Raw genomic sequence first — 26,556 nt, 5'->3', positions numbered from 1 at the left:
ACACATTTTCCGAACGATTTTGTGTTGTACCAATAACCACCATCTCATCTGATAGGACCTTTGAATCTTCTGGTAGAGAAAATGTTTCAAGTACACGTACGACGGCATTTTTTCGAAGACGTGTGACAAAGAAATAGCCATCATCCGTCATGCGATCGAAGCGTTTGTAATCCAAGTAGCCACGGTCGAACACGTACAGGCATTCTTTGTCATCAATGAATACCTCAAGTTGACCTCGGTCGTGTTCAATCGCATTTGTGAGCACCGTTTGATCTGGATACGAAAGACCTTTTTCCATGAAAACGAGTCGAAGGTGAAGCTTCACACCAGACTTTGTTTTTCGAAACTCTGCCCACTTATGGTTGGTTAAATTAAGTGGTAATGTACTCGAATCAATAATTTTCAATGGTGTTGTCGTTTTTCTTTGTTTCTGAAAATCCGTTTTCTGATGAATTTGTGAGACTAAATCTAGAAAAAGCGTTTGAAAGAACTCGGTTGGGATTGTATTTATTCTTCTGCCCAATTGGGAGAAGCTAATCGATTCAAACCCTATTGTCCGTTGTAAATCATCTGAAAACACAGCATCGCTTAATGCCCTTAAACTCTCTGTTTCATGAAGCTGGGCATATAAAAGCAGTTTCATAAAGGAAGCCATGTACAGCTTCTTTGTATAGTAATTTAATTGATGAATTTTCACCTGTTCTTCAAATAACGTCAAATTAATCGGTGAAAACCATTGTTCAAATGATGTTATTCGTGTAAACTTATCCATGCGATTAGTCCTTTATTTTGGATTTGGATGGTTTACTACCGCCCAACCATTATAAAGGCTTTTTTTGTGCGAAGAATATATTTCAGAAAATTCAGTTTTAATAAAGGTGTCAAATTATTTTAATGCGACGCTAATGATATTTTTTAAAAGAAAAATTCCACTCTATTGTGATGAGAGGAATTTTTTTTATAATTTTTTTAAAATAGTTTCGATTTTTCGTTGTACTTGATTTTTCAAGTCTTCACTTTGATAAATAAACGGTAGAACCTCACCTCTACATAAGAAGGTATATAAACATTTCTCATCACTAATTCGTTGATATGTTTCTTTCTTGATACCTTCTTTATAAAGCTTTTTTGAGGTTTGTTTAAATTCTTCTGTAAGGCTTTCTAAAAACGCATCCATTAAAGGCAAATAAGATCTTTTAAACTGAAATGAATTAAATAGCTTTTTATCATGTTCAATCGATTTTATAGCTAATTCTAAAATTACATAAGTATGAATCATTAATTTTATACCATTTCTCAATGACATAGACACACTTCCTTTGTCACTCCTATCGACTAGTCAATCGCAATAAACGCAACACCAAAAATAGATTGAAATGGAAATTGTCGACCATCCTCTAAATAAAGCAATGCATTATTTACGTTTAGTTTTGCAATTTTCCCCGTTACTTTGAAAATCTCTTTTTCTTTCCAAATACTTAATTCCACTTCAATCTTATTTGTATAAGCAATTCCTAATTGTTCACTTAACTCTTGTAATGCCCATTCGTCTAGTTCTGGCTTTTTTACATATTGATCCTTTTCATGCCATTCACGTAATAGTTTTACGTGCTCCGGCAGCATCATTGCATTCCATTTAATATTCCCACGATCTCGAATCATGTTATCACCTCGCAATAAATCCTTATTGATAAACTATTTCTTATGACCACCAACTAATTGAGCACGGGCAACGGCAGTACCAGCCTCTGTATAAGAAACCGCGCGCAAAATAGCTGTCGATCCATGTTTCGCGCGTAAATAGTCCATTGTCGCCCCCAGCTTGCGTCTCCTCCACTTCTTATCATCAAATAAACTAAGCTGCATCGAATTTTCAGATTCTAACTTTGAAATACTAATGGTAATTTGTCTTACAGGGCGCTCTGCATAATATTCATCCAATAGTTCTCTACACACTTTGTAAACTTTCATTGTATCGTTTGTCGGTTCATCGATTGTTCGTGCGCGATAAAAACCTCCCCCAAAAGCATCCCTACTATAGTTGATACCAAGAGAAATTGTTCTACCTACTTGGTAAGCTTCTCTTGCTCTTCTTGCCACATCTTCACACATTTCTAAAATGACGGCTAAAATTTCACTACGGCTCCGGTAATCTCGCATCAGCATTTGGCCTTTTCCAAAACTAATTTGTCCTTCTGCAAGTGGGGCACCGAGAGGAGATAAATCAATTCCCCACGCATGATAATAGAGTTGATTGCCCATAATACCAAAACGCTTTTCTAACATTTTTAAATCTGTTCGGGCTAAATCCCCAACTGTATAAATGCCCATATTATTTAATGTTTTTTGTGTCCGCCGCCCAATTCCCCACATTTCAGAAAGCGGTGCAACTGACCAAAGCTTGTCGGGAATGTCATCATAGGTCCATTTGGCGAAACCATCTTTTTTTGCCTCCAAATCTAACGCAAGCTTTGACATAAGCATGTTCGGTCCCATTCCTATCGCACTCGGTATTTGAAATTGATTGTAAATGCAGTGTTGAATGTATTTGGCTGTTTCTTCAGGTGAACCCCATAGCTTTTCCGTCCCTGTTAGATCAACAAAGCTTTCATCAATGCTATAAACGTGAATTGCTTCTTTCGGCACAAATTGATTAATTAAATTTGTAATTTCCATAGACATTCGTACAAAAAACTCCATTTTCGGCTCGAATAATTTAATGTCAGGATGTTTTGGAATTTCAAAAAGACGGGATCCTGTTTTAATACCAAAACGTTTTTTCATTGGCGGTGATGCGGCGAGTACGACACTCCCTTTTTGTTTAAAGTTCCCTACAACAGCAATTGGAACTTCGAAGGGATCTAGATTTTCTAACATTGCCATACAACTTGCATAAAAACAGCGCATATCAATACACATAATTGGCTTGTTTGGTGCATTTTTATAGATGCCGTGTTGTTCTGTATGCTTTGTACTGACGTTTAGTGCATTCTCGTTCATTACAACACCTCCAATTTACAATGTATTATATGCGAACGTTTGTTCTTTAATTCATTCTAAAATGAGACAGTTGAGACGACAAGAGGTGTTTTCTGGGGATTTTGGACGAAAAATTGATGAAAGCTGTGAAGAAAAATCCTTCAGCATGAAAAAAAGCTCCGCAATCAGAGATGATACGAAGCTTAAAATGAGTTCTATTCAATAATTTCCGTAAAGAAACATGTTTTCATATGGTTAATAAATGTTTCACCTAAGTCAGTGAAAGTAGCTGCACCCTTTTTATGAATTGTAGTTTTAAAGCCTTCAGCATCTGCACCGGCAACCGTTAAAAAATCACAAATATCCGTGCATACTCCAACAACATGAACTTTTTCAACATCTAATGCTCTTAACTTTTCAGCTAAGCCTGTATTGAAGAAGGCGTTGTAATTTGTTTTTGGTTGGACGAGTACATTCGGATTAGCTTCATGTTCGTTCAACCAGGTAAATAAATCACCGTAAAGCTGCTGCCCTTTAGTGCCTACAATGTTATGCGGTGGCCATAACTCAAAATGTTCATCATTTTCTTCATGAGCATCCATCGCCACTACAACAACTTGCCCATCGTTTAAAAATTTATTTGCCTGCTCCACAATATATGGAACAATTTCTTGCGCTGGCTTACCTGCTGTTAAACTACCATCATCAGCAACAAAATCATTGCTCATATCCACAATAATTAATGCTTCTTTTCCCAATTTAGTATCCCCCTACCATTTTTTACTTAACATTATAAATGAATTCTATAAGTATAGTTCCATAAAGGATACAAATCTTTTTCATAAATATAATCAAATTTGAAATTAAACGGGTAGATTCAAAGATTCTTCAGCTAATTTACCAACTACTAATCATAAAATACCTTCTATTAAGTGACATTCTCTTATATTTTATAATGTTTTTGTATAAAACAAAAACCCCCCAAAGCCGCTTTATGCTGCTCCAGAGAGTCTTGTTAATAGAATATGTGAAAGATTATCAATTGTTGCCAATAATTTTAAAAATATTTTGTAAATTTCAAATTATAGTTTCAAAATTCCTGTTTCTTCTATTATATAGATTATCCTTACACGTCCTCAACAACACCCGTATAGAGTGAAGGACGACGATCATCATAGACAGGGATGCGGCTGCGCACTTCTTCTACTTTAGAGAAATCTACATCAATGATGGCAAGTTCCTCATCTTCAGCACCTACCCATAACACTTCACCCCATGGCTCAATAACCATTGATTGGCCGTTAAAGTTATCCGGATTGCGCGAAATTCGGTTTACAGCGATGACAAAACATTGATTTTCAATGGCACGTGCTTGCAATAACGTTTTCCAATGATCGATGCGCGGTGTTGGCCATTGTGCAGAGACGAATAACACATTTGCACCAGCTAATGCGTGGGCACGAAGCCACTCTGGGAAACGAATATCATAACAAATAACTCCCCCTGCTTCGATTTCACCCAATGCAAAACGATTCATACTATCGCCTGCTTCTAAATATTTTTCTTCATCCATAAGTCGGAATAAATGAACTTTGCTATATTCGCTTACTAATTCGCCCTCACGATTATATACATACATTGTATTGTAAAATTTGCTGTCTCTTTCTGTTGCAACCGACCCACCAACAATATGTATATTTAGTTCACTCGATAATTTTTGTAAGAAGGCTTTCGTGCGTTCCCCATGGCGGTCCGCAAGCTCTGATAATTTTTCTAACGCATAACCTGTATTCCACATTTCAGGAAGTACAACAATTTCTGCTCCCTTACTTGCAGCTTCTCGGATTAAATTTTCTGCCCGCTCAAAATTTTCTTCTACTTTCCCAAATCTAACATTCATTTGAATGCATCCAATTTTCATATCAATACCCCCTAGACAATCCTTGTGAAAAGGTCTATCATTCCTACATAATTGTTATTATATTCTGAAATTAATAGAAAGTATAGAAAACCACTAATCCCAAAAATGAGGTATGTATATGAAAGCATCAATCAAACTTCAAAAACTCCCTACTCAATTTTTTGCTGCCCTTGCACAAAAAGTGAGTGCCACAATATCAGAAGGCCGCGATATTATAAATCTTGGACAAGGGAATCCTGACAGACCAACCCCTGCCCATATCATTAAAGCTCTTCAATCGACAGCCGAAGATCCACAAAATCATAAGTATTCGCCTTTTCAAGGTATTCAAGAATTAAAAGAAGCAGCTGCTAACTTTTATAAACGTGAATACAATGTTGATATTGATCCAAACACCGAAGTTGCCATTCTTGGTGGAGCAAAGACGGGGTTAGTCGAACTTCCCATGGCGATATTAAACCCTGGTGATTATATGCTCTTACCAGACCCTGGCTACCCAGATTATTTGTCAGGTGCTATGCTAGGCGATGTTTATTATGATACGTTCCCTTTAATAGAAGATAATGATTTTTTACCAGATTACAAGGCATTGAGTCCTGAAGTGAAAGAAAGGGCAAAATTAATTTATTTAAATTACCCAAACAATCCTACTGGGGGAACTGCTGACCTTTCATTTTTTGAGGAAACAGTCGCCTTCGCAAAAGAAAATGACATTGCAGTAGTACACGACTTTGCTTATGGTGCTCTTGGTTTTGATGGTGTTCAACCTGTTAGTTTCTTGCAAGCTGAAGGTGCAAAAGAAGTCGGCATTGAATTTTACACATTATCCAAAACATATAATATGGCAGGGTGGCGTGTAGGTTTTGCAGTAGGCAACAAGGACATCATCGCAGCAATCAACTTAATTCAAGATCATCTTTTCTGTAGCCTCTTCCCTGCTGTTCAACACGCTGCAGCTGCCGCATTAAACGGAGATCAATCTTGTGTAGAAGAACAACGTGCCATTTACGAGAGTCGTCGTAATGTATTAATTGAAGAAGCACATCGTATTGGATGGGACGTCAAAGCTCCAAAAGGTTCATTCTTTGCATGGCTGAAAGTACCAAATGGATTTACAAGCGAAGAATTTACAAACTTATTACTGGAAAAGGCCAATGTCGCAGTAGCATCAGGTAATGGCTTTGGTGAATATGGAGAAGGCTATGTACGAGTTGGCTTACTTGTCAGTGAGGAGCGTATGAAGGAAGCAATTATGCGAATTGAAAAGCTTGGTTTATTTAAAGGTGAACCTGCCTCTATTTTATAAGTATGTAAAAAGCGAGTTCCCATTTAGAGAACTCGCTTTTTAATACCATTATATAAACAACCCAGCAGTACGCTTTTCAAATTCTGTCACATCTAATGCACTATCATGAATTTCACGGATTTTCCCTTCAGCTTCTGCGTACATCTTTGCATAGCGTATCGCGTCTGAAATAGCAGCTTTATATTTGATTACGATTGCATTAATATTTTTCTCTTCAACCTCTGTTGGGTGGCAATGCTTGGCGATATCAAAAATTTCGTCTCCTGGGCGATTTTCATCTGGAAAATAAACATGGGGCTCGGTACTATCAAAAATACAAAAGTTCAATTCAGGAATAATGACCATATCAATAGAATTAGAATCCAAACCACACCACACTAATTGCACATCATATCCCTTAGCCTCTGCTTCATTTGCTAACTTTTTCATCATAGAAGATTTACCTGTTCCCGGATATCCTTTTATAAATAATCGTCTCTCAAGATTTTGCGTAATACTTTGCAATGTATCCCGTGCACCTTGTGGGGTTAATGTGCCTAGTAAACGATGAGTACGATTCCCCTTCTTTAGCGGAATTGTAGAACCAAATAAATCATTAAACAATTGATCCGTTTGCTCGTTTAAACCATTCCAATCCATATGGCGTCTTGTTTCAACTTCCCAATCATCATGTATTGAAATGGCATTTGCTAACGCTTCAAAACATTTATTATGGTAGTTTTCTTTTGTTTGATTTAGTTGGAGTAGCTGCTCACCGTTATCTAAAAACTTCTGAACATCCACACATTCATTTAATGCAATCACTTTTATTCGTGGATTGGAGCTGTTTATGTCATTTGGGAAATTCGTTCCTTGAAGAAAAAGAGTAGAATGGGGTTCTTTTACAAATATAGCCTCGTAGGTATTTTCAAATAGTGGATCAAGGAAGTACTCAACGTCTGCTCCTTGCTTATGATAATAATCACCAAGTTCCTTTAATAATTTAGGTACTTTAAAACCTGATGCACCTTTAATTAGGTAGACTGTTTTCGCTTCATTATTAATTAAGTCTGTATATAGTTGCTTAACTCCTTGCCCTGTCAATGCACGCCCATAAAAATAGGTAACTTGCCCGCTCAGAGACCTCATCCTTCCATAGCGTAGTACCCTTATTTTTATGTAAACAGCCTAAAAAAGGTACCGGGTACACATATAATTCTAAATTTTCAGAATTGTTTGTGTACCCGGTACGCAAAATATTATTGAACTTTAGCTAAGTGACGTACGATTTGTCCGTGATGACCAACTACGTGTTTTACGATTAAGTGATCAATTAGGAACGATAATGGTTTACCATCGAAGTGTGGATTATAGCTTGGTGCAGTTTTTGCTAAGTCTTCTTCTTTTACTTTTGCTAATGCTGCCTCTACTTTTGGTACTAGATTTTGTAAAGATGTAATTGCCGTTTCTTTACTTAATTGTGCAACTACACTTTCTTCTACAGCAGCTAAGCGACGTGCTTGCTCATGGTTACGTCCCCATTTTGCTCCTGGTACAATTAATAAAGCCTCTAACTCTGCTACCCAAAAGTCCACAGCTTCTATCACATGAGAAACAATTTGCATTGCTGACCATTCTGGTGCAGAAGGTTTTACGTAAAGCGTCTTCTCATCAGTATTTTTTAAAACCTCTACAATATCATCAATACTCTTTTTAAAATCTTCTACTTCTTTACCAAGTAATGCTGTTGTCATATTTTACACCCCTTAAAAATACTAATAGTGAATTTATTTCACTATTTATACATTAACATTATAATATATTTATAAAAAGTATTTTATAATATATTATAGAAAATACTTAGACTAGAAAGGATTTATATAAATGACTAAATCGCCAACTACGATTGGGTCACTTATTCACGCTTTTGATATTATTGAAATCGTTGCTAAAAGTGACTTACCACTAAAATTCACAGAAATACAAGAACTATCCGGAATCTCGAAAAGTAATTTATATAAATATTTAAATACACTTACTCAAATGGATCTGTTATACCGTGATAAACAAGGTCACTATACATTAGGTTACAAATTCTTAGAATACGGTAATTCAGCAATGCATAACAATGACTTTATTACAATGTTAACTCCATATTTTAAGGAAATTAGTAATTTAACGAACTTAACTACAGCCTTAGCTGTTTGGATAAATGATACTCCAGTTATTACAAACATTTGGAATACAAATTACGGTTTAAATATTGGCGCCCAAATCGGCACTAAGCTTCCATTACTATCTGCTGCAGGGAAAATGTTTGCTGCATACGCTCAAAATGAAGAAATTCAAAATTGGGTGGAAAGAGAAAAAAACAACTACCCTAACTTATCAGATGAAGAATTTCAACAAGAGCTTATGCAAATAAGAAAAACCCACTCCGCTTTCGCCAAAGAACCCATCGTTAAACATGTTTCCTCTTGGAGTTTACCTATTTTAAATTATAGAAAAGAACTAATTGCTACCATCATTATTATCGGCTTTACAGAAGATGTTCCAACAGATCCTTCCATTGAACTTGTTCAACAAGTAATTCAAATAAGTAAAGAAATGTCACGAATTTATGGTTATAAAGAAGAACTACCACAAGAATAAAATGGAGGTGTCCAAAAAGTAAAAACTTTTTGGACACCTTTTTTTCGTACTATTATTACTTACTTACACGTTGGAAGTTTTTATTAAAGTAACCATATAAGAAGTCCACTACATGGTAATCTGTTGGTTTATGGTTTGCAAAAATGTGGTTACGTAGTGCAATTGTAATTGGGTCTTCCGCATGGATAATTTCTCCCCATTTACGAGCTGTTGTTTGAACCATTGCAGAACGTGGAATACGAACTTCTTGGTAAGCTTTGAATGCTTCTTCGTACGTATTGTGTTCTTTTAATTTTTCACCTAATACAAACGCATCTTCTAAAGCTTGAACGCCACCTTGTGCAAGGTATTGAAGCATTGCATGACCAGAATCTCCTAATAAAGTGATATTACCTTTAGTCCAGTTTTCAATAGGATTACGGTCGAACATTTGCCAACGGAATTGACGATTAATGAATTTTAATGCATTTTGTACTTGTGAATGACTACCTTCGAAACGACGAGATAACTCTTCTGGAGTACCCCAGTCTTCAACAGATGTGTCATAAGATTTAAACACTACTACTTGGTTATATAATTCACCACGACGAACTGGATATTGAACTAAGTGTAAGTTTGGCCCAACCCACATAATTACATCGTCTAAATCAAAGTTATCATCACCTGCGATTTCCTCAATTGGAAGTGTTCCGCGGTATGCTACATATGCTGAGTTAACTGGTGTGTCATCAATAAATAATTTACGAAGGTTTGATTTTACTCCATCAGCACCAATTACAGCCTCTGCAGTGAATTTCTCACCATTTTGGTTAATAATCGTTGCAGTATCGCCATCTTGCTCTGCAGTTTGAATAACCTGATTTGTAAAGAATTGAATAGTACCTTTCTTTTGACAAGCTTCATAAAGAACTCTGTGTAAGTCAGAACGGTGTAACACGATGTATGGCTGACCAAATTCTTTTTGGAAATCTTCACCTAAGTCAAGTGTTGCTAATTCTTCAGCAGTATACACATCTTTTAATACTAAGCGTTTTGGTAACACTGCATATTTTAAAATTTCTTCTTTAACTCCTAAACGGTCTAATACTTCTAAAGCATTTGGTGCTAATTGAATTCCTGCACCAACTTCACCGAATTCCGGTGCTTGCTCGAATACTGCTACTGATTTACCTGTTTCGTTTGTGATTGATAAAGCTGCTGCTAAACCACCAATACCTCCACCTACTACGATGATATCGCTTACATTTGCCATATTTCATATCCCCCTAAATTGTTTTTATTTTCGAATTCCACAAATAGAGAACTGTGTTCCCTGTATATGAAAACTTTATCTCATTCCATAACGATTAGTCAATACAAATATTAAAAATTTTGAAATTTCTTATAAACGAATATCTTTGCTATAATATCCTCTAATTATGAAAATAGGGTGAGTATAATGACGACAGAAAACAAAACTACTGTAATTCAATCATTACAAATCGGGTTAAATATTTTAGAAATCTTAGCAAAAGAAAAAGAACCGCTTAAATTTACAGAAATACAAAATTTAACTTCCATGACCAAAAGTAACTTATACAAATATTTAGCTACATTAAGTCAATTCGGAATGATTTACCGAAACCCACATACAAATACATATACACTCGGACATAAATTAGTGCAGTTGGGGAATATTGCTTTAGGCCACACTTCTTTAATAGAAATGGTGATTCCGTATTTCAAAAAAATTAATGAACAAGCAAACTTAACCGTCTTGTTAGCGGTTCCCTCGCCACAAGGACCATTAATTTCTTATATTTCAAGTAGTGTTGAATATGGGATAAATATAGGAGCACAAATGGGGACTCACTTACCTCTCAACTGCTCAACAGGGATCATATTTTCTAGTTTTGAAAAAAATACGATTATGAAAGAATGGGAATTAGAAGAGTTAATGAAATTTAGTAAAAGTGAGTTGGAGCAATTTAAAGAAGCAAAGGAAAAAACAAAGCAATTATACTTTGCCACTAAAAAAGAGCCGTTAGTGACACATGTTTCTTCATTTAGTGTCCCAATTTTAAATTTTGATGAAGAATTATTAGGAGCCATTACGGTTGTGGGAATTACAGAGACTGTACCAAAAACATTAGACGATACAACTGGTCAATTTGTATTAGGGATCGCAAGGGAGATTTCAGAATATTACGGTTACACAAGAAAGCCATTAAAAGGAATCTAGTGAAATGGTTGGATTTTTCCTCTCCTATTTAGCTAGACATTGAACTAAATAATCGCTACGAGCATTGAGTTTACGGAACTCAATGCTTTTTATTTACTCATAATGTAATTTATTTTCTGAAAACAAATAATATTGACATTCTTCTCGAAAGCTATTAATCTTTTTATAAATAGTGAACTAAATTCATCATTCGTGAAAAACAGGAGGATAACAATGAAACTTATTAACTTTACTAAAGATGGACATACACGTGCAGGTGCAATCGTTGAAAACCAAGTAATCGACTTAAACTACGCATACCAAGCACAACTAAAAGCAGAAGGTAAATACCGTTACGAACAAATCGCAGCTGCATTTGTTCCAAATAATACAGACGAATTATACCAAGGTGGTAAAGAAAGTATTGCATTAGCAAATGGTGCAATCCAGTTCGCTCTTGCCAACCCAGATAGCTTTGACAAAAAGTTAGTTCACGAACTTTCTGATGTTAAAGTAGAAGCTCCAGTAATTAAACCAGGTAAAATTATTTGCGTTGGTCACAACTTCCGTAAACATATTCAAGAAATGGGTCGTGAAATCCCTTCAAATCCAGTAATCTTTGCAAAATTTGCAAACACAATTTTAGGACCACAAGACGATATTCCATTCTATCCAATTTCTGATCAATTAGATTACGAAGCTGAATTTACTTTTGTTGTTGGTAAACAAGCGCGTAATGTATCTGAAGAAGATGCACTTGATTATGTAGCTGGTTATACAATTACAAATGACGTAACGTATCGTGACATTCAACGCCGTACATTACAATGGCTACAAGGTAAAACTGTAGATGGTTCTGCTCCAATGGGTCCATATTTAGTAACTTCTGACGAGCTAACAAATCCATCTGGTTTATCTATGGTTTTAAAAGTAAACGGAGAAGTTCGTCAAGATACAAACACAGAAGATTTAGTATTCTCTGTTCCTAAATTAGTAGCATTCCTATCAAACTTAATGACGCTTGAACCAGGTGATGTTGTATTAACAGGTACTCCTGGTGGTGTTGGTGTCGCAATGGATCCTCCAACATTCTTAAAAGATGGAGACGTTGTAACAATTGAAATCGACCAAATTGGTGTGTTAGAAAATAAAGTTAGAGCTACAGAGGCAGTTCCAGTTAGATAATTGGGTTTTAGAAAAGGTTCAGAGTAGTGATTCGCACTACTCCCCTTTTTCTCTATAAAAAGATTAATAGTAAAGGGGAATGTAAAATGGCAGAAGTAAGTCAAGAAGTTAAAGAGTTTATGAAAAGTACAATTGTAACCGATTTCACGAAAGATATTCAGCAGTATAATCTTGGTCCACTTTGGGAAGCAATTCCAGAAATTATGAACCATACGCCAAAACCACAAGCTCAAGCTTATCTTTGGAGCGATGAGTTAATTAAAAAGAAAATGGCAGAAGCTGCGCAAATTTTCACACCTGAACGTGGTGGAGAACGCCGCGCTATTTACTTCCAAAACCCTGGTTTAACTTACCGTCAACCTTGGGGCTGGGCTTCAACTACTCAAACAATTTATGCTGCAGTTCAAATGTTATTACCTGGTGAAAAAGCACCTTCTCACCGTCACTCTCAAAATGCAATGCGATTCATTTCTGAAGGTAGCGGTGCTTATACAATCGTTCAAGGTCAACGTATTTTCATGGAAGAAGGCGACTTCTTAATTACTCCTAAAGGGTTATGGCATGGTCATGAGCATTTAGGAACAGAGCCAATGATTTGGATGGATGCTTTAGATATCCCAACTGTTTATGCAATAGGTGGTACATTCTTCGATCCATACGAAGGCGGTTTAGAACAGCCAAACATTCCAGATAACTTTACAGAAAAACGTTATCGTGGTGGTATGGTTCGTCCATTAGGAGATGACAAGTATACTGTTGCTCCACTTGCAAACTATAAATGGGATCGTACAGTAGAAGGTATTAAAGGTTTAATGGAATTCGATCCAAACCCACACCATGGTTTTACAGTTGAATATATCAACCCATCTACTGGTAAATCAGCGAACCCTACATTAGGAACTCGTATGCAACATTTACCGAAAGATTTCCATACAAAGGCATTACGTCATACACACTCTACTGTTTACCAAGTACACCAAGGTTCAGGTTATACAGTAATTAACGGTGTTCGCTTCGATTGGAAAAAAGGCGATTACTTCGTAGTTCCAAACTGGGCTTGGTATGAGCACGTAGCAAGCGAAGATTCTTACCTATTTTCTGTAAACGACCTACCAATCATGGATCGTTTCGACTTAGAACAAGAACAATTCTTAGAAGAAAACAACGGTCACCAAAAAATCACAGGCGAATTCAAAGCAGACTTCCGCTAAGAAAAGCGGAAGCGGCTCGTTCAGCTCTGAAAACAACTGGAAGAATGACAAAAGGGTGCTTTTTGCCCTTGAAGACGATTCTGAAGTTGTTGAAGAGCTAGCCGCTGCAACTGGACAATTAGAAAAGCGAAAGCGGCTCGTATAGCTCTGAAAACAGCTGGAAGAATCGACAAAAGGGCGCTTTTTGCCCTTGAAGACGATTCTGAAGTTGTTGAAGAGCTAGCCGCTGCAACTGGACAATTAGAAAAGCGAAAGCGGCTCGTATAGCTCTGAAAACAGCTGGAAGAATCGACAAAAGGGCGCTTTTTGCCCTTGAAGACGATTCTGAAGTTGTCGAAGAGCTAGCCGCTGCAACTGGACATTAGAAAAGCGAAAGCGGCTCGTATAGCTCTGAAAACAACTGGAAGAATCGACAAAAGGGCGCTTTTTGCCCTTGAAGACGATTCTGAAGTTGTCGAAGAGCTAGCCGCTGCAACTGGACATTAGAAAAGCGGAAGCGGCTCTTATTTCATCAAAAAAATATTAAACCACCTGGTATTTTTCAAGGTGGTTTAATTTAGCGTCTATATCCCCTTCCCACGAATTCAGAGTGTTTTATACCAATATAAGGATTCAAAACTTCCCCTACTCCACTCTCCTAAAAATTATTATTTCATCTATCCATTTATAACAATATAATGTGTAATACTACTTTCTAATAACAAATAATATTTTGCCATACTCAATTTATTTCTAGTAGAAAAGTCAGAATTTTGATTACCTAGTAAATTGTGTAGAGAAATCAGAGAATTATTGAAGATTTTCTAAAATAAAGACACTTTTCGCTAATAAATTACATTTTTCTATAAAAAAGTTATGATTCTGATAATTTTTTCTCTTTTGGTAATTGACACAAACCTTTCATTTTTATAGTATAAGTGTAACAAGTTCACTATTAAGAGAATTTTAAGGGTTTAAAATGTAAACGTTTTACTTAACAACAAGGGGATATCAATTATTTACATTTATTCTTATTAATTTTCTATTAATCTCGGTATATAGACTACAAGGGATCAAGTACCTAAATACATAGTTTTGGTTCATGCCTAACCTAGTAGTCTTTATATATAAAAAGACATAGAGGGGGACTTCGAAAGTGAAACTTAAGAAGTATATGTTCATGTTAATTATGGCTGCTCTAGCAGTAGTCCTTGCTGCATGTGGAGGCGGAGAGGATAAAAGCGAAACGTCAACACCAGCATCTTCTGATGGAGAAGCTACAAGCGGTGAAAGCCGTACATTTAAAATTGCACACGTTGTACAAGAATCTCACGTTTGGAATGCTACAGCGATTAAATTCGGTGAAGAATTAGAGAAACTTTCAGACGGACGTTTAAAAGTTCAAATCTTCCCTGCTTCTCAATTAGGTGCTGAAGCAGATATGGTACAACAAATTGAAACTGGTGCAGTTGATTTTGGTTTCATGACAAATGCATATATGAGTACTCGTGAAGATTCATTAAATGCTTGGTTCATGCCTTACTTATTCAACAACTTAGAAGAAGCAATTGCAATGCGTGATTCTGAAGAAGCAAAACAAATGTTAGAAACATTAAACTCTCAAGGTTTATTAGGTCTTGACTTTATGTTTGCTGGTAACCGTCACGTTCTTATGAAAGATGGTTTTGCTGAAAAACCTGAAGATTTAAAAGGTAAAAAAATCCGTATCATTGGTAGCCCAGCAATGCAATCTTACTGGGAAAAAGTTGGTGCTGGTCCAACAGCTATGCCTTTATCAGAAGTATATACTTCATTACAAACTGGTGTAATCGATGGTATTGATATTGACTTAGATGCTTTAGTAACTGAAAAATATTACGAAAATGCTAAATATTTAACTTTAACAAACCAAACAACTTTCCCAACAGTAATTGTTATGAGCCAAGCTGTTTATGATCAATTACCTGCTGAAGACCAAGATATCGTAAAACAAGCAATGAAAACTGCGGTTGATTGGGGAATTCAAGAAGCAATTACACGCGAACAAGCAAACTTAGAAACACTTAAAGAAGCTGGGGTTGAAGTATTAGAAACAGTTGATACTGCTCCATTCCAAGCTGTATCTGATGAAGTGAAAAAAGAATTCTCAGAGAAATCTGAAATCGTAAAATCATTTATCGAAACAGTTGAAAGTAAATAATTAGCTTTCGATCAATTAATAAATGGGACTTTCTCGATAAATTGAGAAGTCCCGTTTATTCCTTGAAGGAGGGCTTCCCAATATTTAACGATAGAAGGTGTTAATTTTGAAAGTTATTAATAAAATAAGCGACATTGTATTCAGCATAGAAAAAGTATTAGCAATCCTTCTTGCGTCAGTGTTGCTCGTTTCATTAGCTGCTGGGGTTTTATTCCGTACTTTAAAATCCCCTTTATTTTGGTCAGATGAATTAGCGATTTTTTGTTTAGTATGGATAACTTTTATCGGTGGTAGCATGGGGCTTAAACAAAATGCTTCTCCTTCAATTACAATCGTAACAGACTTACTTCCTAAACAAGCTAAAAAGGTCGTTCTTGCTATTAGTAATTTACTTTTATTAGTATTTGTCGGTTATATATTATATCTGGCATTTGAATGGATTAACATGCCAAATATTATGATTCAAACTTCTACAGCGATGAATATGCCTAAGTTTTATTTTTACTTAAGTATTCCCGTTAGTTTTGTTTTCATGGTAATACATGTTTTAAACAACCTTTTACTTTCCTTCAAAACAGTAGATGAGGCAGGTGACCTATCGTGACAATCGCATTAATTTCATTTGCAATATTGCTACTTTTAGGTGTACCCATTGCCTATGTTTTAGGAATGACTACAGTAATTTACATATTTGCTACAGATAATTTAGGACTCGTTTTAACCGTACCACAACGTTTATTTTCTGGGATGGAAAACTACGGGTTACTGGCAATTCCCCTTTTCATGTTAGCTGGGGAACTAATGAACTCTGGTGGTATTACAAAACGTTTAGTAGATGTCGCTAAAAAGTTTATCGGTCACTACCGTGGTGGTTTAGCTTATGTAAACGTTATTGCAAACACAATGTTAGCTGCGATTATTGGTTCTGCAACAGCCCAAATTGCCATGATGAGTCGTACAATGGTTCCTGAAATGGAGAAAGCAGGATATTCTAAACCTTTTAGTACTGCAACAACTGCTGCTGCTGGTTTATTAGGTCCAATTATTCCTCCAAGTATGATGTTCATTTTATATGGAGTGGGGTCAGGAGTTTCAATCGGTGATATGTTCATGGCCGGTGTAATTCCAGGATTATTACTGAGTCTCTCATTCATTATAATCATTGCATTTATCGGAATGAAAGCTCAATGGCCTGTACAGGAGAAAGCATCTGTTAAAGACATGATGACTTCCCTTGGTAAAGTATTACCTGCATTATCAGTTCCAGTTATCATTATTGCCGGTATTTTAACTGGTGTATTTACGGCAACAGAATCTGCAGCAATAGCCTGTGTAGTTGCAATCATTGTTGGTGCATTTGTGTATCGTGAATTAAAACTTTCTTCAATCCCTAATGTATTATCACAAACTGCAATTACAACGGCTGTTATTACTATTTTAATTGCGATGGCAAATATTTTCGGGTGGATGTTGTCATTCGAACAAGTACCACAACAAATCGCCGCTTGGATGGTAAGTTTATCTGATAGTCCAGTAGTGTTCTTATTATTGGTAAACATCTTCTTACTATTTGTTGGTATGTTCATGGATGGAATTGCTGCATTAATTATTTTAATACCAATTTTCATGCCATTATTACCAACTTACGGAGTAGATCCTATTCACTTCGGTATTATCATTTGTATTAACTTAACAATTGGTATTTTAACACCACCAGTAGGTTCAGGATTATTTATTGCTTCTTCGATTACGAAAGTTTCAATTGGTGATTTAGTAAAATCTTTATGGCCATTCTTAATCGTTGCACTGATTGTTCTATTACTATTAACATATGTGCCAGCATTATCATTATGGTTACCAGGATTATAAAAACATCCCATGTTTAAATAGTAAAGCCCATGACATTCAGCTAGAAGTGTCATGGGCTTTATTAATATTTTTTAAATAACTCCTAATTCTTTACCGACCTTTTCATAGATAGCTAAAGCGTTGTCTAGCATTTCTTTCGTATGGGATGCTATTGGCATGTTACGAACACGTCCAGTTCCCTTAGGTACAGTTGGGAATACGATAGCCTTTGCATATACCCCTTCTTCTACTAAACGGCGAGAAAATGTTTGTGTCAGCTTTTCATCACCAATAATACATGGCGTAATTGGAGTTTCTGAAGCACCAATATTGAAGCCTAATTTCTTTAACCCAGCCTTTAAGTAATCTCCATTTTCCCATAATTTATCGTGTAGCTCCGTAGAGTCCATAATCATTTGTAATGCGCGGGTAATCGCAGCTACATCACCAGGAGTAACAGCAGTTGAGAATAAAAATGGGCGAGAACGAACTTTTAACCAGTCGATTAAATTTTTCTTTCCAGCAACATATCCACCAACAACGCCAATCGCTTTTGATAGAGTACCAATTTGGAAGTCAATTTCTTTCTCTAGTCCAAAGTGTTTTACTGTACCCTTTCCTTTCCCAGTAACACCTGAACCGTGAGCATCATCTACGTAAGTAATTAAATCAAATTCTTTCGCGATCTCTACGATTTCAGGAAGTTTGGCAATGTCACCATCCATTGAGAAGACGCCATCAGTAATGACCATAATTTTATTGTATAGACCAGACTCTTTTGCTTCTTTCGCTTTTGCACGTAAGTCTTCCATATCTGAATGGTTGTAAGCAATGATTTTTGCTTTCGATAAACGACAACCATCAATAATAGAGGCATGGTTTAATTGATCGGAAAGGATTGCATCATTTTTATCCATTACTGCAGAGATTGCTGCCATATTACAGTTAAAACCAGATTGATAAGAAATGGCTGCTTCAGTTCCTTTAAATTCTGCTAACTTTTCTTCTAATTTTACGTGTAAATCCATCGTACCGTTAATTGTGCGGACTGCCCCTGCCCCTACACCATATCGATCGATTGCATCTTTTGCAACTTGTTTCAGTTCTTCATTTGTAGCTAAGCCAAGGTAGTTATTGGATGATAAGTTAATTAGCTGTTTCCCGTTTATTGTAATAACAGGGCCATTTGCACCCTCTACCGCATCAATCTCGTTGTATAAACCTTGATCACGTAAAATTTGTAAGTTTTCATTTAGGAATGCATCTAATATTTTTGACATGAACTCATCTCCCTTTTACATAAGTTAACTAGATTTTAGCATAAATATTTTGTTTAGTTTATCGAACGGTACAAAAATTAAAACTCGTAAAAGTTAGGATTCTTTTACGAGTTTTTCAGAAGAGTCGTTAGACATTAACGTCGCATTTTCTTCTATTGTTATTCTTTTAGCTAAAAGTTTTTCAAAGAATGGAAGTGCAGGTTGTATAATGTATCCTGTAAATAAGGCAATAATGACAGTACCTACTCCAATTGGGCCACCTAGTAACCAACCTAAAATCGCGACAATTGTTTCAGTTAAAAAACGTGCCATTCGAATCGAGCCACCAAACTTTTCAACGATAATCATCATAACGGTATCGCGCGGACCCGCACCTAATCTAGGTGAAATGTACATGGCACATCCAATAGACATAACAAATAATCCCGTAAGGAAATAAAATATATCTAGTGGTAGACTTTTAGAATTAGGCAAAATCCAAGTAAATAAATCTACGAAACTTCCTATTAAAAGCATATTCAACCACGTTGCAATCTTTGGCCATTCTTTTAAATAAAGGGTTGTAATTAATACAATGCATAAACCTGAAATAATTGTCCAAGAACCTACAGATAAACCAATTTGTTTATACAATCCCACATGTAAAACATCCCAAGGGCTTACCCCTAAAGCTTTTCCTTCAATAATTAGGGAAATTCCAAGAGACATAATAGCTAGCCCTACAAAATAAAAAAGCCATTTCCATATAAATACTTTTCTCAATTTAAAGCCTACTTTCTACCTATGTTAACTTCGCAAATGTCCCCCTTGTTACTTGAATTAACTCCTTAGGTTTTAACTTCATTTGCATACCAATCTTCCCTGCACTGACAAGGATATACTCCAAGCTTTCGGCAGACTCATCAATAAATGTAGGATACTGTTTTTTCATTCCAACTGGAGAACAGCCACCCCGAATATAGCCTGTTGTTGCAAGAAGTTCCTTTACATGTAGCATTTCAATTTTCTTTTCGCCCGCTATTTTAGCGCAAGCTTTTAAGTTCAATTCTTCAGCTACTGGGATTACAAAAACAAAGATTTTTCCTTTACCTGCTGTAGTAACTAACGTTTTAAAAACATGAGTAACAGGATGCCCCACTTTTTCGGCAACTGTAACGCCATCCAATTGATTATCTTCAATTGTATATTCAATTAAATCATATTGTATTTTTTGTTGGTCTAATAATCGGACTGCATTTGTTTTTTGTATTTTTTGTTTACTCATTAAAATCACTTCCACTTTCATTATATCATAGTAAACCTGTAAGATTTTTAAAATTAAAACTCCTTGTTGGAACAAGGAGTCATTTTAGGCAGTCAGTGAATATTTTGGTTGATTAAACGTATATCCATTTTTGACCATTAGCATATGATGATTATACTTCGTTATTGCAATATTGTATGTTTTATCAAAAGGTATGATTTCAAGGTTTCTACCATATCGATCACTTGACTTCCCACGAAGGGCAAATGTATCAAATGTGCGGAAATTAAATCGGTCAATTTCGAAAGAATCGCTATCTTCATTCGTTGACGTGATTTGTGATCTGGTTTGTTGGATTTCATTATAAGCATTTAGGTCATTTTGAACAATTACATCATTTACTTCAAGATTTGATTGCTCATCATGACTATCCATATTATCAGTACTTACTGTGTTAAAATCATTTAGCTCTTCTTCAATTAAAGAAAGCAAATGTTCGTCATTTAATTCTTTCTCTTTATTTCCAGACAGCAACTGTTCTAAAGCTTGAAGCAACGGATTTGTTTTTTGGGTATAAGTTGTATTCTTTTTGTATGCATCACTTGCTTCTCGTCTTTGAATGGCACGTTTACGTTCTTCAATATTAAAATCGTTTCCATTAAGTAAGTTAATCCTATTCAACCAAATCACCCCATTTCAAAAAATTTTTACATTTATAGTAAATATTTTACTTATTTTTTACAACAATTTTGTTTTGAATTTTCAATTTATTTTGTTCAGAGCATTAAAAAAGCTGCCCTAAAAAGGACAGCCCTAACCTGTTACGTAGTCAGATATGGATTTTCATCTATTATGGACTCTGCAATATTTACTGCATGGTCACCAATACGTTCTAAATTACTAATGATATCCGCATAAAGTATCCCTGCTGAACCAGAACATTCTCCTTTGTTTAAACGGTAAATATGACGTTTACGTAATACCCGCTCTAGTTCATCAATTCGATCTTCTTTACTTAATACTTCTCTTGCAAAGTCTTTGCTCTGTTTATCTAAAGCTAAAATTGCTTCACTTACTGTATCAAGTACTAACTCGTACATTTCTTTCAACTCAGCCATTGCTTCATCACTAAATTTTACACGATTCGATTCACGAGCTTGAATTAACTCTACCAAGTTTTCGAAATGATCTCCAATTCGTTCAATATCACGAATGTTTTCCAATAAAGAGTGATGTAATCTTGAATCAATTCTCGATAATGCTTCTTTTGATAATTGAACTAAATATTCTGTCGTTACTCGGTCTAAGTTGTTAATTGCATCTTCCAACTGAACCGTCATCCCCACATGTTTTGTATCGCTTGTTAGTAAAAAATTCATTGATTCTTGTAAACCATTTACCGCAAATTCACCCATACGAACAATTTCCTGTTTTGCTTGTCCTAAAGCGATTGATGGAGATTGTTCAATTAACGATTTATCTAAATGTTTAGCACCAAACTCAATTGCTCGATCTTCACCTGGTACAATTTTTGTAACGATATACGCAATCACCCCTACGAAAGGAAGTTGTATTAACGTGTTAATTACGTTAAATGTACCGTGGGCAAAAGCAATTTGCATACGTTCTTCTATATTCAATATTCCACTTATCCACTCAACGTAATTTACAAACAGTGGTAATATGAGTAAGAATATAATTGACCCGATTAAGTTAAAAATAACGTGTGCTGCCGCTGCACGACGAGCTGTTACAGATGCTGCTAATGCCGCTAATATTGCTGTTATCGTTGTCCCAATATTGTCTCCAAATAATACCGGCAAAGCACCATCTAATTCTATCAGTTGACCTGCATATAATTCTTGTAAAATCCCGACCGTTGCTGATGAGGATTGAACGATTACTGTGAAAATCGTACCTGCAACTACTCCTAGTATAGGATGATCACTAAAACTTACAGTCAAGTCGATAAATGCATCCCATTCGCGTAATGGTTTCATCCCATCGCCCATCATTTCTAAACCGATAAACAGTCCTGCAAAGCCAAAAACAATTTGTCCTATATTTTGAATTGAACTTTTCTTAAAGAAAAATAGTAAAATTGCACCTAACATCATTATTGGATAGGAATAAGCACCTACGTCTAATCCAATGATAAATGCTGTTACCGTAGTACCAATATTGGCCCCCATAATAACACCTATCGCTTGGCGTAGTGTCATAAATCCTGCACTTACTAGCCCCACTACAATAACCGTGGTACCTGAACTTGATTGAATTAAAACCGTAACAACAATGCCGACAAGAACCCCCATTAAAGGATTTGTCGTAAATCTATCTATAAGCTCCCGAAGTCTATCACCTGCAGCTTTTTGTAAGCCATCCCCCATATATTTTATTGCAAAGAGGAATAATCCTAATCCCCCTAGGAATTCAAATAACATCGATTGCCAATCCATCTTGTATTTTTCACCCTTTCGATTGTCTCGAACCCTATTATTCATAAACACAAAAATAATGTAAATAAGCTTACAAACTTGAAACATAACATTTACACTACATTTACAATGGCTTAATAAAATGTTCAAAATTTAGATATTGAAACAATATAAAAGGAATATACTTAAAGGTTATGGTAATTTTCCCATAGAAGTAGCTAAATAAGAACATAATCAGTATTCCAAAATATCATTAAATTATTGATAGTATTTTAAAAAGTTCTCCCATCATTAGGAATAAACTGAATCTATATTAAACGTGTGCTATATTTAATCGTATGGATATGAGAAAGGATGTTTATTATGGCAAAAAGCTTAGTTTTAGCTGAAAAACCATCTGTAGCTAGAGATATCGCTCGAGTTTTAAAATGTACGAAAAAAGGAAACGGCTTTCTAGAAGGCGATCAATATATCGTTACTTGGGCATTAGGTCACTTAGTTACATTAGCAGACCCTGAAAGTTACGATGTGAAATATAAAACTTGGAACCTCGAAGACTTACCCATGTTACCGGAACGTTTGAAATTAACCGTTATTAAACAATCGGGTAAGCAATTTAATGCGGTGAAATCTCAATTACTTCGTGGAGATGTGAATGAAATTATCATTGCAACAGATGCAGGTCGTGAAGGTGAGCTTGTTGCACGCTGGATTATTGAAAAATCTAAAGTACGTAAACCTATTAAACGCTTATGGATATCATCGGTAACAGATAAGGCTATCAAAGATGGTTTTAAAAATTTAAAACCCGGGAAAAATTACGAACACTTATATGCTTCCGCAGTTGCACGTTCTGAAGCTGATTGGTATATCGGTCTCAATGCAACACGTGCTTTAACAACACGTTTTAATGCACAGTTAAACTGTGGTCGTGTACAAACTCCGACAGTAGCAATCATCGCTGCACGAGAAGATGAAATAAAAAATTTTAAACCTCAATCTTATTACGGAATTGAAGCACAAACAACTGACAACTTAAAACTTACTTGGCAAGATGAAAATGGGAATACACGAAGCTTTAATAAAGAAAAAATCGATAAAATCGTGAATAAACTTGGTCGTCAAAATGCAATCGTGAACGAAATTGAACGAAAAGCGAAAAAGTCATTTTCACCAGGATTATACGATTTAACAGAGTTACAACGTGATGCCAATAAACTATTTGGCTACTCTGCAAAAGAAACATTAAACATTATGCAAAAGTTATACGAACAACATAAAGTGTTAACGTATCCACGTACAGATTCCCGATTCCTTTCAAGTGATATCGTTTCTACAATTCCAGAACGACTAAAAGCATGTGGTATTGGTGAATATCGTCAATTGGCAAACAAGATTTTAACAAAACCGATTAAAGCGAATAAATCCTTTGTTGACGATAGCAAAGTAAGTGATCATCACGCAATTATCCCAACAGAAGGCTATGTAAACTACTCAAGCTTTTCTGATAAAGAACGTAAAATTTATGACTTAGTTGTAAAACGTTTCTTAGCGGTACTGTTCCCTGCTTTTGAATATGAACAATTAACATTACGTGCAAAAATTGAGAACGAGACGTTCATTGCTCGTGGAAAAACGATTTTATCTAGTGGTTGGAGAGAAGTTTACGAAAATCGTTATGAAGATGATGATGCAAGTGATGATTTAAAGGAACAAATTCTACCGCGCATTGAAAAAGGGCAAACATTAAACATTAAACTAATTGCACAAACATCAGGCCAAACAAAACCTCCTGCTCGATTTACAGAAGCTACGTTGTTATCGGCTATGGAAAATCCAACAAAATTTATGGAAACGAACAACAAGCAACTAGCGGAAACTTTAAAATCTACAGGTGGCTTAGGTACAGTAGCAACTCGTGCTGATATTATTGATAAACTATTCAACTCTTTCTTAATTGAAAAACGCGGTGGAAAAGAAATTTATATCACATCGAAAGGACGACAATTATTAGACTTAGTACCAGAAGAATTGAAGTCCCCTGCTCTAACGGCGGAATGGGAAATGAAGCTGGAACAAATCGCAAAAGGGAAACTGAAAAAAGAAACGTTCATTTCTGAAATGAAAAACTATACAAAGGAAATTGTTTCAGAAATTAAATCGAGCGATAAAAAATATAAGCACGACAACATTTCCACAAAATCTTGCCCGGATTGTGGAAAACCAATGCTTGAAGTGAACGGGAAAAAAGGAAAAATGCTCGTTTGCCAAGATCGAGAATGTGGACATCGTAAAAATGTCTCACGCATCACGAATGCCCGTTGTCCTCAATGTAAGAAAAAACTTGAGCTTCGAGGTGAAGGCGAAGGTCAAATTTTCGTATGTAAATGTGGCTACCGTGAAAAACTATCTGCCTTCGAAGCAAGACGCAAAAAAGAAGGCGGCGGCAAAGTAGACAAACGCACCGTACAAAAATACTTGAAGCAGCAAAAACAAGAAGAACCTGTAAATAATGCTCTTGCTGAAGCCTTAAAGGGTCTGAAATTTGATAACTAAATTCTATCTTTTCTGCGTCGAGTAATCGCAGACGCACAAAACTGTAAATAATGCACTTGCTGAAGCCTTAAAGGGTCTTAAATTCGATTAGCTTTTATTTTATCTTTTCTGCGACGAGCAACCACGTAGCGCAGGAGCAAAAATAAACCTTGTCTCTCACGGGTTTAGAGACAAGGTTTTTATCTGCGTCGAGTAATCGCAGACGCATCAAACTGAGGAATCAGTTAACTGTAGCATTACAGCATTAAACTCAATTAACTCTTTATTATTCAATATAAAGGCTGGGGTTATTTGCCCCAGCTTATTCTTTTATATCAAACACCAATATATCGAAAAGTTGTTCATCCACATAAAGCAAGATCGCCCACTCACCTTTTTCTGGTATTTTTACTGAAGATGGGGCATGTGCATCTGCTCCATTATTTCCTCCACCAAGTTGTGTTGACCAACCTGTTGTTAAAATTTGATGGACTTTATTACTTTCTCGATGATACCCAACAACTGTTAACTCCCCTAGATTGTCTACATCCCATAAATGCCACATCCATTTTTGACCATTTAAGCTTGGCATTTCTGCCCCAATTACTCCTGATTTGTTTTCATTGCCTACAATCCCTCTATCTCCAAAGGGAACGGCCTTTTTCTCCCAATCGATGGAACTAAAATCACTTTCTTTAACAAAATCAGGAATTCCATCAGGTAACGTAATCTCATTTTCATTTTCTGTACAACCTATCAAGAAAAACAGAACACCTACTATTAGTAATAATTTATTCCTCATCTTATAGCTCCCATCTTATTTTAAAAAAGCACCTATTTCATCTGATAACATCTCCGTATCCCATGGGTGCCAATAATATGTTTCTCCATCAAAGAACAACGTATATTGATGCGCTACTGGTCCCTCAGCATAAAACACCATTTCATAATAGATTGGATCTTGGTAGTTTGTATTAGGTTGAAAAGTCGTTTGAAGTGTACCCTTTCTCAATATCTCTAAAAACGATTTAATATCATCTATTTCATTAACAAGAGTATTATCCAAGTAAATTTCAACTTTATTCACTAACTCTAATGGCAAATCTTTAAAATTCCATTTATAGCCTTCCCCATCATTTAAGTAGTAAAGCTGATAGCCATTAATTGAATAAGGTGACTTCACTGCCATTAATTTCTTTTCACCCTTAATGGAGAAAAGTTCTGTACCTGGTTCATGAAAAGCCGCATCCCCATCCTTTAATCGATAGGATGGATTGGACACATTATCTGCTACTTTAAATTGCACTTCACCAATTTTTACATCTACAAATGATTCATTTGAAAGTACTCCCGTATGAACACCTAAGTATTCTTCTCCATCCCATTTGATAAAATCCACCCAATCAATCTCAGTGTGAGTTTCTGTAAGGATTTGCTTCATGGGGTCTTGTTGACAACCCGTTATAATCATAATGATGCTAAAAAGAATTCCAAGCCATTTCCACAAATAAATATCCCCCTTTCTCTCATTAGTAGGTTTTTTAATCAAAAGGTTTCGTATTTTTTCCATAAAAAATAGGCATCGCCTTCAATAGACGAT

Annotated in this window: 25 protein-coding genes (1 of these 25 cut by a window edge); 9 read left to right on the top strand and 16 right to left on the bottom strand. The window is 35.8% G+C overall.

Features of this window, described 5'->3' with window-relative positions:
- The 6 genes from NKR20_RS02120 to NKR20_RS02095 all read right to left on the bottom strand — a co-directional run.
- A protein-coding gene (locus NKR20_RS02120; protein WP_253422659.1) for an IS4 family transposase crosses the window boundary here: on the bottom strand, positions 1-772 show its 5' portion. It extends 353 nt beyond the left edge of the window; 772 of the gene's 1,125 nt are visible here — the first part of the coding sequence; the start codon lies at positions 770-772; its stop codon lies beyond the left edge, outside the window.
- Positions 773-958: 186 nt separating this feature from the next.
- Positions 959-1,300 (bottom strand): YhjD family protein, encoded by a 342-nt coding sequence (locus NKR20_RS02115; protein WP_253423170.1) that lies wholly within the window; start codon positions 1,298-1,300, stop codon positions 959-961.
- A gap of 35 nt (positions 1,301-1,335) precedes the next feature.
- Positions 1,336-1,662, bottom strand: a complete 327-nt coding sequence (locus NKR20_RS02110) for a YolD-like family protein (protein ID WP_121216001.1) — start codon at positions 1,660-1,662, stop codon at positions 1,336-1,338.
- A gap of 33 nt (positions 1,663-1,695) precedes the next feature.
- The gene (locus tag NKR20_RS02105) at positions 1,696-2,919 is read right to left on the bottom strand and encodes a Y-family DNA polymerase (protein ID WP_414674165.1); all 1,224 of its coding nucleotides are present in this window, start codon (positions 2,917-2,919) and stop codon (positions 1,696-1,698) included.
- A 275-nt stretch (positions 2,920-3,194) separates the two neighbouring features.
- Positions 3,195-3,737 carry a cysteine hydrolase family protein gene (locus NKR20_RS02100; RefSeq protein WP_121216002.1) on the bottom strand — a complete coding sequence of 181 codons (543 nt, stop codon included), beginning with the start codon at positions 3,735-3,737 and terminating at the stop codon, positions 3,195-3,197.
- Positions 3,738-4,105: 368 nt separating this feature from the next.
- Complete coding sequence (locus tag NKR20_RS02095) at positions 4,106-4,900, bottom strand: carbon-nitrogen family hydrolase (RefSeq protein ID WP_253423168.1); 795 nt, start codon at positions 4,898-4,900, stop codon at positions 4,106-4,108.
- Positions 4,901-5,018: 118 nt separating this feature from the next.
- Here NKR20_RS02095 and NKR20_RS02090 point away from each other — a divergent pair, with 118 nt between their 5' ends.
- Entirely contained in the window at positions 5,019-6,206 is a 1,188-nt protein-coding gene (locus NKR20_RS02090) for a pyridoxal phosphate-dependent aminotransferase (RefSeq protein WP_253423165.1), read from the top strand.
- 48 nt (positions 6,207-6,254) lie between these two features.
- Here NKR20_RS02090 and NKR20_RS02085 read toward each other — a convergent pair whose 3' ends face one another.
- Both NKR20_RS02085 and NKR20_RS02080 read right to left on the bottom strand, forming a co-directional pair.
- Positions 6,255-7,289 (bottom strand): nucleotide kinase, encoded by a 1,035-nt coding sequence (locus NKR20_RS02085; protein ID WP_253423163.1) that lies wholly within the window; start codon positions 7,287-7,289, stop codon positions 6,255-6,257.
- 155 nt (positions 7,290-7,444) lie between these two features.
- Positions 7,445-7,939, bottom strand: coding sequence for a DinB family protein (locus NKR20_RS02080; protein ID WP_253423160.1), 495 nt, complete (start codon positions 7,937-7,939; stop codon positions 7,445-7,447).
- 130 nt (positions 7,940-8,069) lie between these two features.
- Here NKR20_RS02080 and NKR20_RS02075 point away from each other — a divergent pair, with 130 nt between their 5' ends.
- A complete protein-coding gene (locus NKR20_RS02075) occupies positions 8,070-8,837 on the top strand; it encodes an IclR family transcriptional regulator (protein ID WP_121215063.1) in 768 nt (255 codons plus the stop codon).
- Positions 8,838-8,892: 55 nt separating this feature from the next.
- Here NKR20_RS02075 and NKR20_RS02070 read toward each other — a convergent pair whose 3' ends face one another.
- Positions 8,893-10,089, bottom strand: coding sequence for an FAD-dependent monooxygenase (locus NKR20_RS02070; protein ID WP_121215064.1), 1,197 nt, complete (start codon positions 10,087-10,089; stop codon positions 8,893-8,895).
- Between the two features lie 186 nt (positions 10,090-10,275).
- On the opposite strand from NKR20_RS02070, the gene NKR20_RS02065 reads away from it, so the two are divergent.
- The 6 genes from NKR20_RS02065 to NKR20_RS02040 all read left to right on the top strand — a co-directional run bounded on the left by NKR20_RS02065 (position 10,276) and on the right by NKR20_RS02040 (position 17,481).
- Positions 10,276-11,058 (top strand): IclR family transcriptional regulator, encoded by a 783-nt coding sequence (locus NKR20_RS02065; RefSeq protein WP_253423156.1) that lies wholly within the window; start codon positions 10,276-10,278, stop codon positions 11,056-11,058.
- Between the two features lie 213 nt (positions 11,059-11,271).
- Positions 11,272-12,222, top strand: coding sequence for a fumarylacetoacetate hydrolase family protein (locus tag NKR20_RS02060; RefSeq protein ID WP_253423152.1), 951 nt, complete (start codon positions 11,272-11,274; stop codon positions 12,220-12,222).
- 86 nt (positions 12,223-12,308) lie between these two features.
- Positions 12,309-13,433, top strand: coding sequence for a cupin domain-containing protein (locus NKR20_RS02055; RefSeq protein ID WP_121215067.1), 1,125 nt, complete (start codon positions 12,309-12,311; stop codon positions 13,431-13,433).
- A gap of 1,135 nt (positions 13,434-14,568) precedes the next feature.
- Positions 14,569-15,612 carry a TRAP transporter substrate-binding protein gene (locus tag NKR20_RS02050; protein WP_245987575.1) on the top strand — a complete coding sequence of 348 codons (1,044 nt, stop codon included), beginning with the start codon at positions 14,569-14,571 and terminating at the stop codon, positions 15,610-15,612.
- Between the two features lie 106 nt (positions 15,613-15,718).
- Positions 15,719-16,216 carry a TRAP transporter small permease gene (locus NKR20_RS02045; protein ID WP_170148440.1) on the top strand — a complete coding sequence of 166 codons (498 nt, stop codon included), beginning with the start codon at positions 15,719-15,721 and terminating at the stop codon, positions 16,214-16,216.
- Entirely contained in the window at positions 16,213-17,481 is a 1,269-nt protein-coding gene (locus tag NKR20_RS02040; RefSeq protein ID WP_253423150.1) for a TRAP transporter large permease, read from the top strand. Before NKR20_RS02045 ends, NKR20_RS02040 begins: the two co-directional genes overlap by 4 nt.
- Before the next feature lie 71 nt (positions 17,482-17,552).
- Here NKR20_RS02040 and NKR20_RS02035 read toward each other — a convergent pair whose 3' ends face one another.
- The 5 genes from NKR20_RS02035 to NKR20_RS02015 all read right to left on the bottom strand — a co-directional run bounded on the left by NKR20_RS02035 (position 17,553) and on the right by NKR20_RS02015 (position 22,442).
- On the bottom strand, positions 17,553-18,740 hold the full coding sequence (locus NKR20_RS02035; RefSeq protein WP_253423147.1) for a glycine C-acetyltransferase: 1,188 nt from the start codon (positions 18,738-18,740) through the stop codon (positions 17,553-17,555).
- Positions 18,741-18,833: 93 nt separating this feature from the next.
- Complete coding sequence (locus tag NKR20_RS02030; protein WP_245987577.1) at positions 18,834-19,502, bottom strand: YczE/YyaS/YitT family protein; 669 nt, start codon at positions 19,500-19,502, stop codon at positions 18,834-18,836.
- Positions 19,503-19,521: 19 nt separating this feature from the next.
- Entirely contained in the window at positions 19,522-20,004 is a 483-nt protein-coding gene (gene ybaK / locus NKR20_RS02025; RefSeq protein ID WP_121215071.1) for a Cys-tRNA(Pro) deacylase, read from the bottom strand.
- A gap of 84 nt (positions 20,005-20,088) precedes the next feature.
- Positions 20,089-20,664, bottom strand: a complete 576-nt coding sequence (locus NKR20_RS02020) for a hypothetical protein (RefSeq protein WP_121215072.1) — start codon at positions 20,662-20,664, stop codon at positions 20,089-20,091.
- A 140-nt stretch (positions 20,665-20,804) separates the two neighbouring features.
- Positions 20,805-22,442, bottom strand: coding sequence for a Na/Pi cotransporter family protein (locus NKR20_RS02015; RefSeq protein WP_245987578.1), 1,638 nt, complete (start codon positions 22,440-22,442; stop codon positions 20,805-20,807).
- A 342-nt stretch (positions 22,443-22,784) separates the two neighbouring features.
- Between NKR20_RS02015 and NKR20_RS02010 the strand changes: the two genes are divergently transcribed.
- Complete coding sequence (locus NKR20_RS02010; RefSeq protein WP_121215073.1) at positions 22,785-24,977, top strand: DNA topoisomerase III; 2,193 nt, start codon at positions 22,785-22,787, stop codon at positions 24,975-24,977.
- Positions 24,978-25,278: 301 nt separating this feature from the next.
- Here the strand turns inward: NKR20_RS02010 and NKR20_RS02005 are convergent, their stop codons facing one another.
- A complete protein-coding gene (locus NKR20_RS02005; protein WP_253423144.1) occupies positions 25,279-25,758 on the bottom strand; it encodes a hypothetical protein in 480 nt (159 codons plus the stop codon).
- A gap of 15 nt (positions 25,759-25,773) precedes the next feature.
- A complete protein-coding gene (locus tag NKR20_RS02000) occupies positions 25,774-26,463 on the bottom strand; it encodes a hypothetical protein (protein WP_253423142.1) in 690 nt (229 codons plus the stop codon).
- Positions 26,464-26,556: the final 93 nt, after the last annotated feature.

Source organism: Ureibacillus endophyticus (assembly GCF_024159215.1).
Taxonomy (GTDB): domain Bacteria; phylum Bacillota; class Bacilli; order Bacillales_A; family Planococcaceae; genus Ureibacillus; species Ureibacillus endophyticus.
Note: the sequence above shows the minus strand (reverse complement) of the source record. Positions and strands in the feature narration are given on the sequence as shown.

Bases quoted from the DNA above. Each gene is read 5' to 3' on its own strand.
- NKR20_RS02095 (WP_253423168.1), bottom strand. From the start codon at position 4,900: ATGAAAATTGGATGCATTCAAATGAATGTTAGATTTGGGAAAGTAGAA.
- NKR20_RS02015 (WP_245987578.1), bottom strand. From the start codon at position 22,442: ATGGATTGGCAATCGATGTTATTTGAATTCCTAGGGGGATTAGGATTA.
- NKR20_RS02060 (WP_253423152.1), top strand. From the start codon at position 11,272: ATGAAACTTATTAACTTTACTAAAGATGGACATACACGTGCAGGTGCA.
- NKR20_RS02065 (WP_253423156.1), top strand. From the start codon at position 10,276: ATGACGACAGAAAACAAAACTACTGTAATTCAATCATTACAAATCGGG.
- NKR20_RS02110 (WP_121216001.1), bottom strand. From the start codon at position 1,662: ATGATTCGAGATCGTGGGAATATTAAATGGAATGCAATGATGCTGCCG.
- NKR20_RS02055 (WP_121215067.1), top strand. From the start codon at position 12,309: ATGGCAGAAGTAAGTCAAGAAGTTAAAGAGTTTATGAAAAGTACAATT.
- NKR20_RS02005 (WP_253423144.1), bottom strand. From the start codon at position 25,758: ATGAGGAATAAATTATTACTAATAGTAGGTGTTCTGTTTTTCTTGATA.
- ybaK (WP_121215071.1), bottom strand. From the start codon at position 20,004: ATGAGTAAACAAAAAATACAAAAAACAAATGCAGTCCGATTATTAGAC.
- NKR20_RS02035 (WP_253423147.1), bottom strand. From the start codon at position 18,740: ATGTCAAAAATATTAGATGCATTCCTAAATGAAAACTTACAAATTTTA.
- NKR20_RS02010 (WP_121215073.1), top strand. From the start codon at position 22,785: ATGGCAAAAAGCTTAGTTTTAGCTGAAAAACCATCTGTAGCTAGAGAT.
- NKR20_RS02075 (WP_121215063.1), top strand. From the start codon at position 8,070: ATGACTAAATCGCCAACTACGATTGGGTCACTTATTCACGCTTTTGAT.
- NKR20_RS02090 (WP_253423165.1), top strand. From the start codon at position 5,019: ATGAAAGCATCAATCAAACTTCAAAAACTCCCTACTCAATTTTTTGCT.
- NKR20_RS02080 (WP_253423160.1), bottom strand. From the start codon at position 7,939: ATGACAACAGCATTACTTGGTAAAGAAGTAGAAGATTTTAAAAAGAGT.
- NKR20_RS02105 (WP_414674165.1), bottom strand. From the start codon at position 2,919: ATGTGTATTGATATGCGCTGTTTTTATGCAAGTTGTATGGCAATGTTA.
- NKR20_RS02070 (WP_121215064.1), bottom strand. From the start codon at position 10,089: ATGGCAAATGTAAGCGATATCATCGTAGTAGGTGGAGGTATTGGTGGT.